General features: G+C 35.2%; 15 protein-coding genes. 13 read left to right on the top strand and 2 right to left on the bottom strand.

The genetic code is table 11. The features are described 5' to 3' along the window. Positions 1–207 precede the first annotated feature (207 nt). The 4 genes from WAX74_RS02370 (at position 208) to WAX74_RS02355 (ending at position 5,429) form a co-directional block, all read left to right on the top strand. Positions 208–1,209 (top strand): TAXI family TRAP transporter solute-binding subunit, encoded by a 1,002-nt coding sequence (locus WAX74_RS02370; protein WP_336496046.1) that lies wholly within the window; start codon positions 208–210, stop codon positions 1,207–1,209. A 75-nt stretch (positions 1,210–1,284) separates the two neighbouring features. Continuing rightward, a complete protein-coding gene (locus WAX74_RS02365) occupies positions 1,285–1,800 on the top strand; it encodes a DUF1850 domain-containing protein (RefSeq protein ID WP_336496045.1) in 516 nt (171 codons plus the stop codon). Further along, a complete protein-coding gene (locus WAX74_RS02360; protein ID WP_336496044.1) occupies positions 1,793–3,811 on the top strand; it encodes a TRAP transporter permease in 2,019 nt (672 codons plus the stop codon). Before WAX74_RS02365 ends, WAX74_RS02360 begins: the two co-directional genes overlap by 8 nt. A 532-nt stretch (positions 3,812–4,343) precedes the next feature. Beyond that, the gene (locus WAX74_RS02355; RefSeq protein ID WP_413788912.1) at positions 4,344–5,429 is read left to right on the top strand and encodes a nitric oxide synthase oxygenase; all 1,086 of its coding nucleotides are present in this window, start codon (positions 4,344–4,346) and stop codon (positions 5,427–5,429) included. A 419-nt stretch (positions 5,430–5,848) separates the two neighbouring features. Here the strand turns inward: WAX74_RS02355 and WAX74_RS02350 are convergent, their stop codons facing one another. Beyond that, complete coding sequence (locus tag WAX74_RS02350; RefSeq protein ID WP_336496206.1) at positions 5,849–7,009, bottom strand: CynX/NimT family MFS transporter; 1,161 nt, start codon at positions 7,007–7,009, stop codon at positions 5,849–5,851. 255 nt (positions 7,010–7,264) lie between these two features. Here WAX74_RS02350 and WAX74_RS02345 point away from each other — a divergent pair, with 255 nt between their 5' ends. After that, a complete protein-coding gene (locus WAX74_RS02345) occupies positions 7,265–7,834 on the top strand; it encodes a nucleotidyltransferase family protein (RefSeq protein WP_336496042.1) in 570 nt (189 codons plus the stop codon). Between the two features lie 137 nt (positions 7,835–7,971). Here the strand turns inward: WAX74_RS02345 and WAX74_RS02340 are convergent, their stop codons facing one another. Beyond that, positions 7,972–8,667 (bottom strand): glucosamine-6-phosphate deaminase, encoded by a 696-nt coding sequence (locus WAX74_RS02340; RefSeq protein ID WP_336496041.1) that lies wholly within the window; start codon positions 8,665–8,667, stop codon positions 7,972–7,974. A 136-nt stretch (positions 8,668–8,803) separates the two neighbouring features. Between WAX74_RS02340 and cotE the strand changes: the two genes are divergently transcribed. From cotE to hfq, 8 genes are all read left to right on the top strand, one after another. Continuing rightward, on the top strand, positions 8,804–9,367 hold the full coding sequence (gene cotE, locus WAX74_RS02335) for an outer spore coat protein CotE (protein WP_336496040.1): 564 nt from the start codon (positions 8,804–8,806) through the stop codon (positions 9,365–9,367). Between the two features lie 137 nt (positions 9,368–9,504). Continuing rightward, positions 9,505–12,066, top strand: coding sequence for a DNA mismatch repair protein MutS (mutS, locus tag WAX74_RS02330; protein WP_336496039.1), 2,562 nt, complete (start codon positions 9,505–9,507; stop codon positions 12,064–12,066). A gap of 40 nt (positions 12,067–12,106) precedes the next feature. Beyond that, on the top strand, positions 12,107–13,891 hold the full coding sequence (mutL, locus tag WAX74_RS02325) for a DNA mismatch repair endonuclease MutL (RefSeq protein ID WP_336496205.1): 1,785 nt from the start codon (positions 12,107–12,109) through the stop codon (positions 13,889–13,891). 11 nt (positions 13,892–13,902) lie between these two features. Then, positions 13,903–15,408 (top strand): glycerol kinase GlpK, encoded by a 1,506-nt coding sequence (gene glpK / locus WAX74_RS02320; RefSeq protein WP_336496038.1) that lies wholly within the window; start codon positions 13,903–13,905, stop codon positions 15,406–15,408. Positions 15,409–15,411: 3 nt separating this feature from the next. Further along, positions 15,412–17,064: a glycerol-3-phosphate dehydrogenase/oxidase gene (locus WAX74_RS02315; protein ID WP_336496037.1), complete on the top strand. Its 1,653-nt coding sequence runs from the start codon at positions 15,412–15,414 to the stop codon at positions 17,062–17,064. Further along, the gene (locus WAX74_RS02310) at positions 17,064–17,984 is read left to right on the top strand and encodes an alpha/beta hydrolase (RefSeq protein ID WP_336496036.1); all 921 of its coding nucleotides are present in this window, start codon (positions 17,064–17,066) and stop codon (positions 17,982–17,984) included. The genes WAX74_RS02315 and WAX74_RS02310 overlap by 1 nt, the downstream gene beginning before the upstream one ends. Continuing rightward, positions 17,977–18,897 carry a tRNA (adenosine(37)-N6)-dimethylallyltransferase MiaA gene (miaA, locus tag WAX74_RS02305; RefSeq protein ID WP_336496035.1) on the top strand — a complete coding sequence of 307 codons (921 nt, stop codon included), beginning with the start codon at positions 17,977–17,979 and terminating at the stop codon, positions 18,895–18,897. The genes WAX74_RS02310 and miaA overlap by 8 nt, the downstream gene beginning before the upstream one ends. Before the next feature lie 66 nt (positions 18,898–18,963). Next, on the top strand, positions 18,964–19,191 hold the full coding sequence (gene hfq / locus WAX74_RS02300; RefSeq protein ID WP_336496034.1) for an RNA chaperone Hfq: 228 nt from the start codon (positions 18,964–18,966) through the stop codon (positions 19,189–19,191).

Raw genomic sequence — 19,191 nt, 5'->3', positions numbered from 1 at the left:
TAGAAAAATGAATAAATATTCATTAATAAGGCTAACTTTGTTAATAAAAACAGGATAATGCTATATTTAATATAGTATTTATACATTTTCAAGTGTTTAAATTAGTATAATAATATAGAATTTATATAATAGGATGGCAATTCAAATAATGGTTATGGTAAAATTATAATGTACTTTGGGAACTATATAGAAAAGGGAGGAATTGGATTGAAAAACAATAAGATAAAGGGCATAGCAATATTAAGTATTTTCATTTTATTATTGTTATCTGCTTGTGGGGCTAAAGAAGGGGAGACCACAACTAAAGAAAGTGGCTCTGGAGAACAATCTGGTAAAACTAAAGAAGATTATAAATTTTTAAGTATCTTAACAGGTGGAACACAAGGAACTTATTATCCACTTGGTGGAACCTTTGCAGATTTGATCAGCAAAGAAACTGGTATTAAAACAACTGCAGAAGTTTCTCAAGCCTCAGCAGCAAATATGACTGCGCTGCAAGAAGGAACAGGAGAAGTGGCATTCGTACAAACTGATATTGCTTTCTATGCTACCGAAGGTACATTTATGTTTGAAGGGAATAAAATTGATACAATTTCAGCACTCGGTGCGTTATATCCTGAGACTGTTCAACTTGTAACTACTGATAAATCTGGTATCAAAACTTTTGAGGATCTAAAAGGTAAGAAAGTATCTGTAGGAGCTCCTGGATCAGGAACATATGCAAATGCTGAGCAATTACTTGAAATTCATGGGATTAAAATGGATGATATTGAACCTCAAAACTTAGATTTTGGTGAATCCCAAGATAGTTTACAAGCAGGACAAATTGATGCTGCATTTATTACTGCTGGTACTCCAACTGGTGCTGTAGAGGCTTTAAATGCTGTTGCTAATGTAGTTATTGTACCTGTAGAAGATGCAAAAGCTGACGAATTAATTAAGAAATATCCATATTACGCTAAAGACGTAGTTCCGTCTGGTACGTATGGTCTTACGGAAGATGTTCCAACAGTTTCAGTGCTAGCAATGTTGGCAGTAAGTAATGATTTACCAGAAGATTTAGTATATGAAATGACAAAAGCAATCTATGATAACGCATCAAGTATTACGCATGCAAAAGGTAAGTTTATTAAACCAGAAACAGGTTTAGAAGGTATAGGGATCCCTGTTCATCCAGGAGCTCAAAAATATTTTGATGAAGTAAAATAATAAACTAAAAATAATTAGGGGCTATGTTGCGCATGCTTCATACCCTTTTTTATTTAATTAATGGGAGGAGTGAGAATGTATTTTCTCAAGTTGCCTGTAATTCTTATAGTTACATGCCTAATAGCTCTTCTTATTTTTTATCCTTATCAGGAAGTATTTGTTTTTCGAGAAACAAGAATCGATAATCCAATAATTCACTATTTACCTATAGTAAATGAAGATCATTTTGAAATTCGTTATACACACTCTATACACAAGACTGATGTTATCGAATCATATAAAATAACAAATAATTCAAAAATTCAATTGCTTTCAATGAATTATTCTGATCTAGCAATTGGTTTGCCAGGATACGCAGAAAAAGGGCAAACTTTTGAAGAAAAAAACGGAAAGTATATTCTTACATATAGAAACGAGATACTAGACTCATTTACAATATTTATAGCTAATATAGATATGGATTTATATTTTATCTATCTAGAAGAAAAAATTGATTTAAAAAAATCGTTGAAACGTGGAAAATCATATTTTTTTGAAGTGAGAAAACTTTCTTTCTACCAGCAAATGAAAGGAGAAAAAATTAATGACTGAAAAGAACCAAATTAATAATCAGAAAAATGAATTTAAACAGCTGTCAGAAGAAGAGCAACTGGCTATATTACAAAAATACGATCCAGAGTCAAATACTAGATCTGTTGATGGAGTCGTTAAGAAAATAATCTTTTTCGGTTTACTTGCCTTTTCATTATTTCAACTCTACACAGCAATATGGGGGCAATTTACAGCATATTTACAACGTTCGATTCATTTAGGTTTTGCGTTGGCCTTAATTTTTCTATTATTTCCTGCACGTAAGAAATTTCTTAGAAAAGGAACTATTCCATTCTATGATTATATTTTGTCGTTTTTAGCAATCGGTGTTGGTTTATACTGGCCAATACAATACCAAGAACTTGTTTTTAGAGTTGGTAAGTTAACACAACTGGATTTTATCGTTGGAACGCTAGCTGTATTGTTAACATTAGAAGCAGCTCGTAGGGCAGTAGGTATGCCGATAACAATAATAGCTACTGCGTTTTTAGTTTATGCATTTTTCGGTCCATATTTCCCAGGCTTTCTAGCTCACAGAGGTCAGGATTTAAGTAGCCTTATTCATTTGATGTTTTTTACAACAGATGGAATTTTGGGAACGCCAATTAGTGTATCTGCAACATTTATCTTTGTGTTCTTACTTTTCGGAGCCTTTTTAGTGAAAACAGGTGTTGGACAATATTTCAATGATTTAGCAGTGACCATTGCAGGTCGTCTTGTTGGAGGACCTGCAAAAGTGGCTATATTCTCAAGTGCGTTACAAGGAACAATTTCAGGTAGTTCGGTAGCAAACGTTGTAACATCTGGTTCTTATACTATTCCGATGATGAAAAAACTTGGTTACCGTAAAGAATTTGCTGGTGGTGTTGAAGCTGCCGCATCTACTGGTGGTCAGTTAATGCCACCGATTATGGGAGCAGCAGCATTCTTAATGGTAGAATTTATCGGAGGTATAACTTATTGGGAGATTGCTAAGGCAGCAGCAATTCCAGCTATATTATACTTTGCTGGAATATGGATTATGACTCACTTTGAAGCAAAGCGTGTAGGTTTAAGAGGAATGTCAAAGGAAGAAATGCCAGACAGGAAGGAAGTTTTTAAGAAACTTTACCTGTTAATCCCCATTGTTGCGATAATCGTATTAATGTTTATCGGAGTTCCTACTATGCAAGCAGCTCTTTGGGGTATAGTAGCAGCTGTTGTTTTTAGTGCATTTGATAAACAAACAAGAATGGGCTTTAGAGATATCATAGATGCTCTTGTTGATGGAGCACGTACGGCGCTTGCAGTTGCTGCAGCCACCGCAGCTGCTGGAATAATAGTTGGGGTAGTTGTGAAAACAGGGCTAGGTCTAAGTTTGGCAAATGGACTTATCTCTGCATCAGGAGGTAACATATTTTTAACTCTAATCTTTACTATGTTAGCTTCCATTGTTCTAGGTATGGGATCACCTACTACAGCTAACTATGTAATCACTTCTACAATTGCTGCTCCAGCAATTATTACGTTGCTCATGCTAGATATGCCAGCAGGTGCAACAGTACCTTTAGTGGTCGCACTATCAGCACATCTTTTTGTTTTCTATTTTGGTATAATTGCTGATATTACGCCACCAGTTGCTTTAGCAGCGTTTGCTGCGTCTGGGGTTTCAGGTGGAGATCCAGTTAAAACAGGAGTAGTAGCAGCAAAATTAGCTGTAGCTGCGTTTATTATTCCTTATATGGTTATATTCTCCCCTGCCTTGTTAATGATTGATACGACATTCTTAGAAATAATTTGGGTCGTATTTACAGCAATCACTGGGATGATTGCTATTGGAGCCGGGATGATTGGTTTCTGGTACCGAAAAGTAACTTGGATTGAAAGAATATTTGCAATTGGGGCAGGTTTGTTATTGATCTATCCAGAAAGTTTTTCTGATATAACAGGATTAGTTATATTTGGGATTCTACTAGCAATTCAATTATTTACGCGTGAGAAAAATAAGGATAAACAAGCCGTAGCATTATAAATATAAGACACGAACCACTAAGGTTCGTGTCTTATTTTTATGTATTATTAAATAAACTTATAGCTATAATAAGCAAAAGATTCATAGAATTGCGGTTTTACAATGTCCCTAAAATTTTTATAAGTCGAAAAACAGATAATGATTCAGTTGTCTTTCCTGCATTTAAACGGTAGTTCCAGGCGAAGTTGTTGCATTGTGCACAAGTGTAAACGTACGAGAACAGCTCATCGATATTCTTCTAGTTAATGGTGAACGAAACCTAGAAATTTTACAACCAGTTGTATCAATTATAGAAAATATCGTTCGTTTAGTTCAGCTAGATTCAAAGTGTAATAAAAAAATCAAACAACTTACATACTCTGAAAAAAACTTGTTCAGTTAGCATACATAATCATTCAGAATCCTGAAGTATACATAATTGAAGAACTAGAGTAAGCAACTTTAGAGTTTTTTCTACCTTTTAATTCTGTCATAATTCCCTCACAACTTAAGCGACCTTAGTACTTGTTTGTTCTGAACCGTTTCTTTTATGATGGTAATGAACAGTGAGAGGATGAATGGCGTGTTAAAAGAAGCGAAAGATTTTATAAATGCATATTATGATGAAACAGGTCAGTCCAATGAAAAGATGCAAACTCGGTTAATTGAGATAGAACAAGAAATAATGAATAAAGGCAATTATAAACAGACGTTAGATGAAATTACATATGGTGCTAAAATGGCATGGCGTAATAGCAATAAATGTATAGGACGTTTATTTTGGCAAAGCTTGCACGTTAAGGACAAGAGAGATTTAATAACAGAAGAAGAAATATACCAAGCATTACTTGAGCACATTCAGTTTGCTTCAAATGAGGGACGAATACGACCAACCATTACTTTATTTTCTTCTACAAATGTGCGTATATGGAATCATCAGTTAATTAGATATGCTGGTTATGAATCGTCTGATGGTATTGTTGGTGATCCTGACTCCATTCCTTTTACAAAAGTATGCGAAAACTTAGGTTGGAAGGGTGAATGTGGCCAGTTTGATGTCCTACCGTTAGTAATTCAAATTAAAAATAATCAGCCCAAGTTATTTGAGATTCCGAAAGAATATATCTTAGAAGTATCCATTCGGCATCCTGAATATAATTGGTTTGAAGATCTTCAATTAAAGTGGTATGCAGTTCCTATAATCTCTAGCATGAAGTTGGAAGTCGGAGGAATTTCATATGCAGCCGCTCCTTTTAATGGATGGTATATGGGTACAGAAATTGGTGCACGAAATTTAGCTGATGATTATCGTTATAATATGCTTCCTGCAATTGCGGAGCGAATGGGTTTAAATACAAAATCTAATGCTTCCCTATGGAAGGACCGTGCATTAGTTGAATTGAATGCAGCTGTATTATATTCCTATAAAGAGGAAGGAATTAGTATAGTAGATCACCATACAGCAGCACAGCAGTTCAAGCGTTTCGAGTCAAACGAAATGGATGCAGGACGAGATGTAACAGGGAACTGGACATGGTTGATACCACCAGTATCTCCATCAACAACACATATTTTTCATAAACAATTTTCAAATGAAAAGAAGACCCCTAATTATTTTTATCAAAGTACTCCTTACTAAATAAAAGGCATTTTAACATCGATGTTACTATTCACAGAGTTGAGAAGAAACTTCACAAATATATAGGTAATTTTGAAATGTATTCTATAGCTTTCTCATGCGTAGCCGTACTACCTAATGTCTAATTACCAATTAGGCATAGACTAAATCAGATAGAATATCAACTATAGGCATTCGCGATGGCCGAACGTGCATGAGCCGCTGTATGCGCAAGCGCATCCCTCTATCCCTCTGGAGCGACTCATCCTGCGGAGGCCCATGCGTAGCGTGCGGCAAGCGCACATCCTTGTATCTGCTCTATAATGTCTCCATTATAAATAACAAACTCAACTAGTTATAAATCAAAAGAAATAAATAACAGTGCCAAATAAAAAAGGAATCAGCATGTCAAATTCGCTGATTCCTTTTTTTGTAATTTATTATTCAGGAAATACGTAACGATCCCTTCCGGCATGCATGCCAGAAATGAATAATAAAATTGCCGCTACGATAAACAATATGATAGGAGTATTCCAATTCAAGGTTACATCATGAATATAACCGAAGAAAACAGGACCTATTGCTGCCAACAAATATCCAATTGATTGAGCAGTTCCGGAAAGATCTGCCGCCTGCATAGGTGTTCGAGTTCGAAGTGAGAAAAACATCATTACTAGTCCAAACGAAGCCCCTCCAGCTAAACCAATGAATATCATCCAAACAATAGCAAGAGATTTCATTCCCATTAACAAGCCTATGAAACCAACTAAATACAGCACCGTAAATACTACTACAAGTATTCGTTGGTCTTTTAATCTTCCAGCTAAAATCGGTATTAAAAAGGTCATAGGTAGTTGTGCAAATTGCATGATGGATAGCATCCACCCCGATTGATCTGCTTCCATCCCTTGAGATTGTAGTATTTCCGGAATCCATGCTGCAGTTGTATAAAATATTAGCGATTGTAGCCCCATACTTAATGTAATAGTCCAAGTGAGAGGGGAATGCAATAAAGATTTTTCGTTTTTGCTTGGAGATACACTTTTTGTCTCCAAACTTTCTTTCTTTTTAATTTGGGGAATCCAAATAATTGCAGCAATAATGGTTAATATTGACCAGCACCCAAGAGCACCTTGCCATCCGAATGAAGTACTAGACGCTATTGGATAACTAATTCCAGCCCCAATACCTGCAGATATATTCATTGAGACTGTAAAAATTGCTGTTAATAATCCAACTTGTAAAGGAAATTTAAGTTTAATCAAACTTGGCATCAATACATTACCAAAAGAAATTGCAATGCCTATAAGTGCGGTACCAACGAGTAAAAAAGTAGTGGATCCTATTGAACGAGAGATAATTCCAATAGCTAACAATAATACAGAGAGAAACAGAGCCATCTCCATTCCAAATTTTCGAGCAATCTTTGGTGCAAATGGTGAAACGATTGCGAATGCTAAAAGCGGAATAGTATTTATAAAACCTGCTAAGACATTTGAAATAGCTAGTCCATCTCGAATGTATGAAATAATCGGTCCAACCGATGTTAGCGGGGATCTTAATGTTGCAGATATCGAAATTATACCGAGTATAAGTAACATTATACTCCTTGTATTTTTTGCCTGTTTGGTTGACAAAATAATTCTCTCCTTACGTTGTGAGTAAAAGATTGATTACTATGAAAGCCTAACACTTTTTACTAGGGTACTTCAATAGAGAAAAGAAGATAACTATTTAATAGATTAGATTGCAACAGAGCATTACGTTATTAGTATTGTTTTACAAGTATAGAAGGATTATCCTTAATATATGGATAGGGGGAGATGAAATGAGTAGGATAAGAAAGAGGTAGATATATGAAGTTAACAAATGAAAATGATATTACGAAGCTTATTAATGAAGATGAATGGATGATGGAAGTGTTACAAGCTGCGAAAAAACTTAACCTTACCGATTGGTGGATTTGCGCAGGCTTTGTACGCTCTAAAATTTGGGATACGATGCATAATTATAAAGTTAGAACGCCTTTATTAGATATTGATGTGATTTATTTTGATGAGTCCAATACAAATGAAAAATTAGAAAAAACGTTTGAAAGTAACCTAAAAGATATCATGCCCAAAATACCATGGTCGGTTAAAAATCAAGCTAGAATGCACATAATAAACAATTTACCCGCATATTCATCGGCAGTTGATGGAATAGCAAATTTTCCGGAAACAGTAACAGCTTTAGGTGTAAAATTAGATGATGTTGATAACGTTATCTTAACTGCTCCTCATGGAATTGAAGATTTAATCCATCTAGTCATAAAACCAACTTCTCGCTTTTTAGCATCTAGTGATTTAGCGGAAATTTATAAGGCTCGAATACTTAAAAAGAATTGGCAATCTACTTGGCCAAAGCTTAAAAGTTATTATTATTAGTATTCAACTACAAAATATAGAAAACCAATTATTTAAAAGTAAAGGATTTCAATGTGGTTTATGTATTGAAAAGTGAGAATCATCCAAAAAATGAAAAAGGTTGTTTTCTAATTAATTAGAAAAACAACCTTTTTTCATTATTTAATATTTGTAATGAGGGTTACATGGGGATGCTTTTTCAAGACAGTTATTGGCCATTGTTCGGTTATATTATTGCCAAGTAATGCATCGATTGCAGCTCGTTTTTTTTCGCCGAAAGCAAGTAAAATAATTTTCTTCGCCTTCATAATAGAACCAATTCCCATTGTATAAGCTTGAGTAGGCATATGCTCGTGATCATCGAAATATTGACTATTTACTTCAATTGTAGAATCTGTCAATGATGCAACATGTGTTAACGAATCAAAGGAAGTGCCTGGTTCATTAAAAGCAATATGCCCATTTTCTCCTACACCTAAAAATTGAATATCTATTGGATGCCTGTCCAACTTTTTTTCATATCTCTCACATTCCAGCTGCTTATCTTCCGCAATTCCGTTTTGTATATGTGTTTCTTTAAAAAGCTTTTTGGAAAATAAACGTTCATTCATAAAAAAAGCAAAACTGTTTTTGTTAGTGGAAGCTAGTCCTATGTATTCATCTAAGTTAAAGGCTGTTACCTGAGAAAAATCTAAATTTGATTCAGCTATTCCATTATATATCGGAATCATTGTACTTCCAGTTGCTAAACCCAAGGAACTTAATCCTGATTTCAGTTCCTCTTCTAGCTTATTAACAATAATTGTGCTAGCTTCTTGTTGACTTCCAACGTAAATTATTTCAAAAAATGACATTTAAAAACCTCACCATCCTATATATGTAATCATTGTATATAGAATCATTTGGTCGGTCAATGGAATAAAAAAACATATGAACCGATTGGGCATAATGCGCATATGATGTTATGACTTGAATACAAGGAGGAAAAAAATGAAACACTTACGACAAATCGTGACGAAAGCCGTGGTAGCAAAAGGAAAGAAAAGAACGGAGTCATGTGAAGTTCTTCGTCCACCAAATACACCGTCTAGTATTTTAGGGTGCTGGGTTATCAATCATTCTTTTCAGTCAAAAAAGCATGGTAAGTTTGTAGAAGTTGTTGGTAAGTTTGATATAAACGTTTGGTACGCACATCATGATCATTCCAAAACATCTGTTTTCACTGAAACAATTAACTACAAAGATCGTGTTCGATTAAATTACAGAGATAGTGATTCAACTGGTGAAGATGTACACGTACGTGTTATTCAACAGCCTAATTGTACAGAGGCAATTATTATTGAGAACGGAACGCAATTTCAAGTAATGGTAGAACGTGAACACCTTGCTGAAGTGGTAGGAGAAACAAAAGTTTGCATCCAAGTGCATGATCAAGATTTTGAAGAAGAGTGGGCATACAATGACGAAAGCTCATCAAGTTCATCCCATTCATCAAGTTCATCTAGTTCATCTAGTTCTCATAATCATGGCCATGATCAATCCTCATCACTTTAAAAGCCGGCCAGTTATTCCGGCTTTTTTTTTATATTCAACAAGTAACTTTCTCTGTATGAAAGATTGGTGAATGCGCATTTCTTCGTATATTTTGCTATAATAATCAGAGAGAAGTAAAGAAGAGGGAATGACTAAAGATGACAACACTGACTCCAATGATGCAACAATATTTAACTATTAAAGAAGACTACATAGATGCTTTTTTATTTTTTCGACTAGGCGATTTTTATGAATTATTTTATGAAGATGCAATAAAAGCTGCTGCCATATTAGAAATAACATTAACGAGTAGAAAAGATAATGTCCCAATGTGTGGAGTACCTCATCATGCTGCGCAGAACTATATTGAAACACTTGTTAGCAAAGGACATAAAGTAGCAATTTGCGAGCAAGTAGAGAATCCTAAAGAAGCAAAAGGTGTAGTAAAAAGAGAAGTGCTACGTTTAATTACACCTGGAACAATTATAGAAGGTAAATCGATGCAAACTAAATCTAATTTTTTTATTGCATCTGCTGACTTACTTTCAAACAATGAAGTAGCATTTGCTTATTTAGATGTATCCACTGGCGACGGTTTTACAACGATTATGACTGGTGATGAAAAAGAAGTTGTACAGGAATTATTATCTTTACAGGCCAAAGAGCTGATTGTTAGTGAGCAATTGTATGTATTGATAAATGATCTATCCTCGATACATGATTTTACGCTTTCTATTGAACAGGATGAGTTAAGTAATGATGATGCAGATAAGTATATCAATAATCATCCGGAAGAAACTCACCGAACGGTAAAGCGATTATTGAAATATATTGAAAAAACACAAAAACGTTCCTTATTACATATTCAACCTTTCACATTTCAAAAAAGAGAAGCATTTTTAGCAATGGACTACCATTCAAAGAGAAATCTTGAGCTTATCTCTTCTATACGAAGTGGAGATCAAAAAGGAACTTTATTATGGCTACTGGATGATACAGTTACTGCAATGGGCGGTCGTAAGCTTAAACAATGGATTCATCAGCCTCTAGCTGATAAAAAAGCCGTTGAATCTCGTCTTGAAATAGTTACGAGCTTTTTAGAAGATTTTATGCTTAGAGAAGAAATAAAAGAAGCATTCAAAGAAGTTTATGATTTAGAAAGATTGGTTGGAAGAATTGGATTTGGTAGTGCAGGTGGTAGAGATCTTGCCCAACTAAGACAATCACTTTCGAAAATTCCTATGATTAAGCAGCTGTTAGTTGATTCTAATAACCCAACATTAGTAACTTTAGGACAAGCATTAGAGGATTGCCAAGATATTTGGAGTAAATTAGATGAAGCGATCAGCGAAAATCCTCCAATTTCTGTTAAAGATGGTGGGGTAATAAAGGATGGTTTCAATGAACGTTTAGATCAGCTTCGCGATGCTTCTGTCAACGGGAAAAAGTGGATAGCTGAGTTAGAACAAAAAGAACGAGAATTGACGGGAGCTAAAAACTTAAAAATAGGGTATAACCGAGTATTCGGCTATTTTATTGAGTTAACCAAATCGAATATTCACTTCGCGGACGAGACAAGATATGTTCGCAAACAGACACTTGCGAATGCAGAGCGATATATCACGGATGAGTTGAAAGAAAAAGAATCCTTAATACTTTCAGCAGAAGATGAAAGCTTACTACTAGAGTATGAATTATTTACAAAGGTTAGAGAACAAATAAAAGGGTATATTCCTCAAGTTCAAAAATTAGCAAAGCAAATAAGTGAGCTAGATGTATATATTTCATTTGCACAAGTATCTGAAAAGCATCGATTAACAAAACCTGTTTTTCATGAAACAAATGCTATGGAAATTTTGGAAGGAAGACATCCAGTTGTCGAAAAAATGATGAACAATCAATTGTATGTTCCAAACGACTGCATTTTAACAGAAGATGAAAATATGCTCTTAATTACTGGGCCTAATATGTCAGGTAAAAGTACATTTATGAGACAAGTTGCGATAACAGTTATAATGGCTCAAATTGGTTGTTATGTACCTGCAGAGTCAGCAAAACTTCCTATTGTTGATAAAATATTCACACGCATAGGAGCAGCAGATGATCTGGCGGGCGGACAAAGTACATTTATGATTGAAATGATGGAGTCCCAGCATGCTATTGTGAATGCAACGAGTCAAAGTTTGCTACTTTTTGATGAGATAGGGCGAGGAACTTCTACTTATGATGGTATGAGTTTAGCACAAGCAATGATGGAATATATACATGAACATATTGGGGCGAACACACTATTTTCAACACATTATCATGAGTTGACAGATCTGGAACAAACTTTACCTAAATTGCGTAATGTTCACGTATCGGCTACAGAAAAAGATGGAAAAGTAGTGTTTCTTCATAAATTAAAAGAAGGTCCAGCAGATAAAAGCTATGGTATTCATGTTGCTGAAATAGCTCAACTTCCTCAAGAAATTATTTTAAGAGCTAGAGACATTCTAGCTACTTTTGAACAAATAGAGAAAAAAGAAAATGACCCAGTCATGCAAGAAATGCAATTATCATTTTTTGATGAGCAACCAAAACAGACAGACGTTAAGGTTACAGAGAATAAAACAGCAGAAAAAGTAATGAAAAAGATAAAAAAAATTAATATTTCCGGTACAACACCGTTAGAAGCATTACAGTTGTTGTATGAACTACAGAACGAAATGGAACAATAAGAAAAAAATCTCTATTAATCTTTTAAAAGCAGGTGGAAAAATGGGACAAATCATCGTTATGGAAGAGCTACTATCCAATAAAATAGCAGCGGGAGAAGTAGTTGAACGTCCCGCCTCAGTTGTGAAAGAGTTAGTGGAAAATGCAATAGATGCAGGAAGTACTTCCATTGAAATAATGTTAGAAGAAGCTGGTTTAGCAAAAATTCAAGTAACCGATAATGGAAAAGGGATGGATGAAGAAGATGCGGTCCAATCCTTCTCAAGACATGCTACTTCTAAAATAACGACTGAACATGATCTATTTAGAATTCGATCGTTAGGATTTCGTGGTGAAGCACTTGCAAGTATAGCTTCAGTCTCAAAGATAAATTTATGGACTTCTGACGGGGTAAATGTTGGGACAAAAGTAGACTTAGAAGGTGGTCGTATTCTTACATGTAAACCAGCTCCTATACGAAGAGGAACGGATATTATTGTAAAACAATTATTTTTTAATACTCCTGCAAGATTAAAGTATTTAAAAACGGTTCAAACGGAGCTAGGTCATTCAATCGATTTAATAAATCGTTTAGCACTTAGTTTTCCATCCATTGCTTTTAGACTTACACATAATAATCAAACGATCGTTCAAACGAGTGGAAGAGGAGACTTAAAGCAAGTACTTGCTTCTATATATGGTGTTTCAAATGTTAAGAAAATGGTCCGTTTTGATGGAGAATCTTCCGATTTTCGTATTTCTGGTTATGCATCATTACCTGAGATTACAAGAGCATCCAAGAATTATATTACAATACTTGTTAACGGCAGATGGGTGAAGCATTACGGGTTAAATAATGCAATTGTCGATGCATATCATACATTGTTGCCTATTGGAAGATTTCCGATAGTAGTATTGAATATTGAAACGGATCCTATGCTTACGGATGTTAACGTACACCCTGCTAAGCATCAAATACGTTTAAGCAAAGAGAAGGAACTAATGGAGCTAGTGAGACAAACCATTCGTTCTATTATACACCGTGTTCAACAACCACCAAAAATTATGGAAAAACCTGAAGTAAAGAAACAGCCAAGTATACAATTTGATTTCTTTAAACAAACATATAAAGAACCTGAACAGCCAATTCAACAATCCCCTATTCAAAGTCAATACGAAACAGAGCAGGCTTCAATTGTATACGAGGAAATCGAACCTCTACAGGAAGAAATGCCGATAGAGGAATCAATAGAGATCAAAGAACCATTCCCAGACTTACATGTCGTAGGTCAAATTCACGGCACATATATAGTGGCACAAAGTGAAGACGGATTTTATTTAATTGATCAGCATGCGGCTCAGGAGCGTATCAAATATGAATTTTATAAAGAGAAAGTGGGGGAAGTAAATGCAAGTGAACGTCAAGCGTTACTGTTGCCTCTTACTTTTCACTACACTTTAGATGAAGCATATCGTATTAAAGAATCTATTGATGAACTGAATACTGTTGGTATATTTTTAGAGGAGTTTGGTTCATCAAGTTTTGTTGTCAGAGAGTATCCCGCTTGGTTTCCAAAGGGCCATGAAACAAAAATAATCGAAGGATTAATCGAACAGGTTTTAACAAACCGAAGAACAGATATTAAAAAATTGAGAGAAGAAGCTGCAATTATGATGAGCTGTAAACTCTCCATAAAAGCGAATCATTATTTAACAATAAAAGATATGGAACAGCTTCTTGAAAGTTTGAAGAATGCAAAGCATCCGTTAACATGCCCACATGGAAGACCAGTAATCATTCATTTTTCAACATATGAAGTGGAAAAGATGTTCAAACGAGTAATGTAGGAGGGGAATTTGTGGGTAAATACATTTTATCAATTGATCAAGGGACCACCAGCTCTAGAGCTATATTATTTGATAAGCAAGGTAATATAGTACATTCTTCGCAGAAAGAATTCACTCAATTTTTTCCAAGGTCCGGATGGGTAGAGCACGACGCCCAGGAAATTTGGGGTTCTGTCTTATCTGTCATTGTGTCCGTTCTAACAGAAAGTGGCAATCAACCAGAAGACGTACATGCAATAGGAATTACAAATCAACGTGAAACAACAGTTGTTTGGAATAAAAATACTGGAAAGCCTATCTATCATGCAATTGTTTGGCAGTCGAGACAAACGCAATCAATCATTGACGAGTTGAAAAGAGAAAATCTCGATTCCTTTTTTAAGGAAAAAACAGGTCTGATGCTTGACCCATATTTCTCTGCTACAAAAGTAAAATGGATACTCGACCATGTGGATGGAGCAAGGGAGCAAGCTAAAAACGGAGAACTTCTTTTCGGTACAATAGATACATGGCTAATTTGGAAGTTATCCAATGGGAAAAAACATGTAACGGACTACTCTAATGCTTCTAGGACGATGCTTTATAATATATTTGAGCAGTGCTGGGACAAAGAAATATGTGAAAAATTAAATATACCAATGGAGATATTGCCAGATGTTGCTTCCTCCTCTGAAGTGTATGCCCAAACAGACCCCTCCGTATTTTTTGGTAAGCAAATTGATATTGCTGGAGTTGCAGGAGATCAACAAGCGGCGCTATTTGGTCAATGTTGTTTTGATAAAGGTATGGCAAAAAATACGTATGGAACTGGCTGCTTCATGCTCCTTAATACAGGAGAAGAAGCAATTTCATCGGCATCTGGATTACTAACAACAATTGCTTGGGGATTAAATGGAAAGGTAACTTATGCATTAGAAGGTAGTGTCTTTGTTGCGGGTTCTGCGATTCAATGGTTGCGAGATGGTTTACGTATGTTTAAAAATGCAGCAGAATCAGAAAGTTACGCTAATAGAGTAGAATCTACAGAAGGTGTTTATGTGGTTCCTGCTTTTGTTGGACTGGGCACTCCTTATTGGGATTCAGATGCAAGAGGGTCTATTTTTGGATTATCTCGTGGTACTACAAAAGAGCATTTTATACGTGCTACAATTGAATCCCTTGCTTATCAAACAAAAGATGTATTAGATACGATGGAAAAGGATTCAAGGGTCGATGTAGAAGTACTCCGAGTTGATGGTGGGGCAGTAAGTAATGAGTTTCTAATGCAATTTCAAAGTGATCTCTTAAATGTACCGGTGGAACTTGCTAAGTTAAATGAAACAACAGCTTTAGGAGCAGCTTTTTTAGCAGGACTTTCTACTGGGTTTTGGGAAAATGAGCAGGAGCTTTCAGCAATGCGTGAAAGTCAAAGATTATACAAACCAAAAATGGATGAAGTAAAACGAAATCAACTGTATAGAGGTTGGAAAAAAGCAGTAGAGGCAACAAGAGTATTTAAACTGGATGATGAGGTGTAATGAATGAAATCTTCTGTCGAACGTGAACAAATATTAAATACATTAAATTTTTATGAATTTGATGTATTAGTTATTGGTGGTGGAATTACTGGAGCAGGTATCGCTTTAGATGCTGTTACTAGAGGAATGTCCGTGGCACTTGTAGAAATGCAAGACTTTTCTGCAGGTACTTCTAGCAGATCCACAAAATTAGTACACGGTGGCTTACGTTATTTAAAGCAATTTGAAGTGAAAATGGTTGCTGATGTTGGTAGAGAAAGAGAAATAGTATATGAAAATGCCGTTCACGTGACTGAGCCAGAATGGATGCTACTTCCATTCCACAAAAAAGGAACGTTTGGCCCTAAAACAACTTCCCTTGGATTGAAGGTATATGACTTTTTAGCTGGAGTAAAAAAGGAAGAAAAAAGACATATGCTTTCAGCAGAAGAAACCCTTCAAAAAGAACCATTATTAAAAAGTAACGGTCTTCAAGGAGGCGGATACTACGTAGAGTACCGGACGGATGATGCGAGGTTGACAATTGAAGTAATTAAAAAAGCGATTGAAAAAGGAGCAGTTGGTCTAAACTATGCAAAAGTAAAATCATTTGTCTATAATGACCAATATAAGGCTATTGGCGCAGAAGTAATAGATCAAGTGAATAATAAGAAGATCACAATTCATGCAAAAAAGATTATTAATGCAACCGGTCCATGGGTGGATACTGTCCGAGCTCTAGATTCTATGGATAATAATAAAAAATTGAGACTCACTAAAGGCGTTCATGTGGTTATCGATCAAGCATTCTTTCCACTCCGACAACCAACCTATTTTGATACACCCGATAAGCGAATGATTTTTGCTATCCCACGGGAAGGTAAAACATACGTTGGAACAACAGATACTTTTTTTGAAGGAGATATACAAAATCCTGTAGCGACAAAGGAGGATGTGCAATATCTTTTAAAAGCAATACAGTATATGTTCCCAGATGTTCAAATTTCGGAAGAAAATGTCGAGTCTACCTGGGCCGGAGTCCGTCCACTAATTTATGAAGATGGAAAAAATCCTTCCGAGATTTCTCGAAAAGATGAGGTTTGGCAATCCGATTCAGGCTTATTCACGATTGCAGGTGGAAAACTAACTGGATATCGTAAAATGGCTGAGTCTATTGTAGATACTATTTCAAAACAACTGGGAGATTATAATTATGGGCCATGTGTAACTAAGCATGTAAATCTTTCTGGAGGAGACGTAGGGGGATCTGAAAACTTTAGAGCATTTATTGCTTCGAAAGAAAATCTAGCGCAATCATACGGACTTACGAAAGAAGAAGGTAGACACCTTGCTAAATTTTATGGCTCGAATGTAGACAAAATCTTTCAATATGCACATTTATTGAATACATCACGAAACTCTAATTTACCTTTAAGTGTTTTAGCACAAGTTTATTACGCGATACATGATGAAATGGCTTATTCCCCTGTAGACTTTTTAGTCCGTAGAACTGGAATGCTTTATTTTCATGTGGATCAGTATAAAGCTTATAAAAGTGAAGTGTTACAAGTGATGAAACAATTATTAAATTACACGGATAAAGAAACAGACAATTTCCAAACACAACTAGATAAACTTCTTATGCAAGCGACTTTAGGAGGAAGTGGGGAAGTTTAATGAAATCTATTTTAGAAGCAGAAATGTCTGATGGCCATTTGATCCATGTTGTTAAGTATATACCTGAACAAAATCCAATTGGTCATGTCCATTTATTACATGGTATGTCTGAGCATATTGATCGTTATGAGGAATTCGCTCTTTTCCTAGTAAACAAGGGATATATGGTAAGTGGACATGATCATAGAGGACATGGTCGCACGGTTGTTAAAAATGGAAAACAAGGCTATTTTGCAGAAGCTAATGGATTTGAGCGAGTTACAGAGGACGTTCGAGAGGTGTTACTTAAAATTCGTGAAGACTTGGTCGAAGTGCCGCTAATATTATTTGGACATAGCATGGGTTCCTTTGTTGCACGCAGATATATGCAAAAGTATAGTGATTCTTTATCTAAAGTTATTGTTTGTGGAACTACATATAATCCTGGTGTAATGGGCGATGTTGGTTCTGTTATTGGTAAAATGGCAGCTACATTTAAAACACCAAAAACCGAAAGTAAAATCCTAAACAATCTATCGTTTGGTGGATTTAATAATAAAATAGAGGACGCTCAAACTCCTTTCGATTGGTTAAACACAGATCGAGTGGAAGTGAAAAAATATATAGATGACCCGATGTGTGGATGTATCCCTACTAATCAGTTTTTTATCGATTTATTTTATGGATTAAAGGTGATTCATCAAAACAAGGAGATGGCACGTATACGAAAGGACTTGCCAGTTCTTTTAATAAGTGGTGCAGAGGATCCGGTTGGAAAAAGTGGAAAAGACATATTTAAAGTTGCGAAAGGTTTGTCAAATGCTGGGATGAAAAATATAACCGTACAATTAGTGGAAAATGCAAGACACGAAATATTATTAGAAAAAAATAAACTAGATACTTTCAATGTTATTGAAAAATGGATGATGAATAATGACTAAAAAACCTTTTGTTGTAGCAATTGTAGGTCCTACAGCTGTTGGTAAGACAGCACTCAGTATAGAACTTGCAAAAGCATGCAATGGAGAAATCATTAACGGTGATTCTATGCAAATATATCGAGGTTTAACCATTGGTACAGCTAAGATCACTACAGAAGAAATGGAAGGGGTTCCTCATCATTTAATAGATATTAAAGAACCTTCAGACACTTTCTCTGTAGCTGAATATCAAAGGTTAGTCCGAGAAAAAATAGAAGAGATAGCTATGCGTGGTTGTGTTCCTATCATTGTGGGAGGTACAGGGCTATATATTCAATCTGTGTTATATGATTTTCGTTTTACTGAAGAGTTGAAAACGGATAGTAACTTTTTGAAAGAATTAGAGCAGCTATCATCAGAAGATTTATATAAACGGTTAAAAGAACTTGATCCAATCGCAGCCTCCGAAATCCATCCGAATAATGTTCAAAGAATTATGAGAGCTATCGAACGAGTAGAATTAAGCGGTAAAAGAAAAAATGAAATTGAACAAAATCAAGGCAATGAAAAAATATATCCACATTATATTATCGGACTTTCCATCGACCGAGCATTACTCTATGAAAGAATTAATAAGAGAGTGGATATTATGATGGATAAAGGATTACTGGAAGAGGTAAAAGGGCTCCATAAAAATGGTATTCGAAATGTCCAATCAATCCAAGCAATTGGCTATAAAGAAATTTACGAATATTTGGATGGGAAAATTACTCTAGAGGAAGCAATTGATCACTTAAAGCAAAATTCACGTAGATATGCAAAGCGCCAACTAACATACTTTAGAAACAAAATGGAAATACACTGGTATAATCCGTTTACCGATTCAGAAAGAATTATTAAAGAAATTCAGGCTATTTTGCAGGAGAATGAGTAATTAAAGCGAATAGTAATGAATGGAAGAGTCTATTTAAAGTAAAATGCATACTTTGGGGGTATTGGAATGAAACCTATGAATATTCAAGACAATTATTTAAATCAATTAAGAAAGAACAATATTTTTGTCACCGTATTTTTATTAAACGGTTTTCAATTAAAAGGTATTGTAAAATCATATGATAATTTCACTGTTTTACTTGAATCTGAAGGTAAACAGCAATTAATTTATAAGCATGCGATTTCAACTTTCTCACCATCAAAATCTGTTGATATTAACTCGGAAGAAGTTTGA

This window comes from Psychrobacillus mangrovi, assembly GCF_037104765.1.
Lineage (GTDB): Bacteria > Bacillota > Bacilli > Bacillales_A > Planococcaceae > Psychrobacillus > Psychrobacillus mangrovi.
This window is presented reverse-complemented; position numbering and strand designations above follow the sequence as displayed.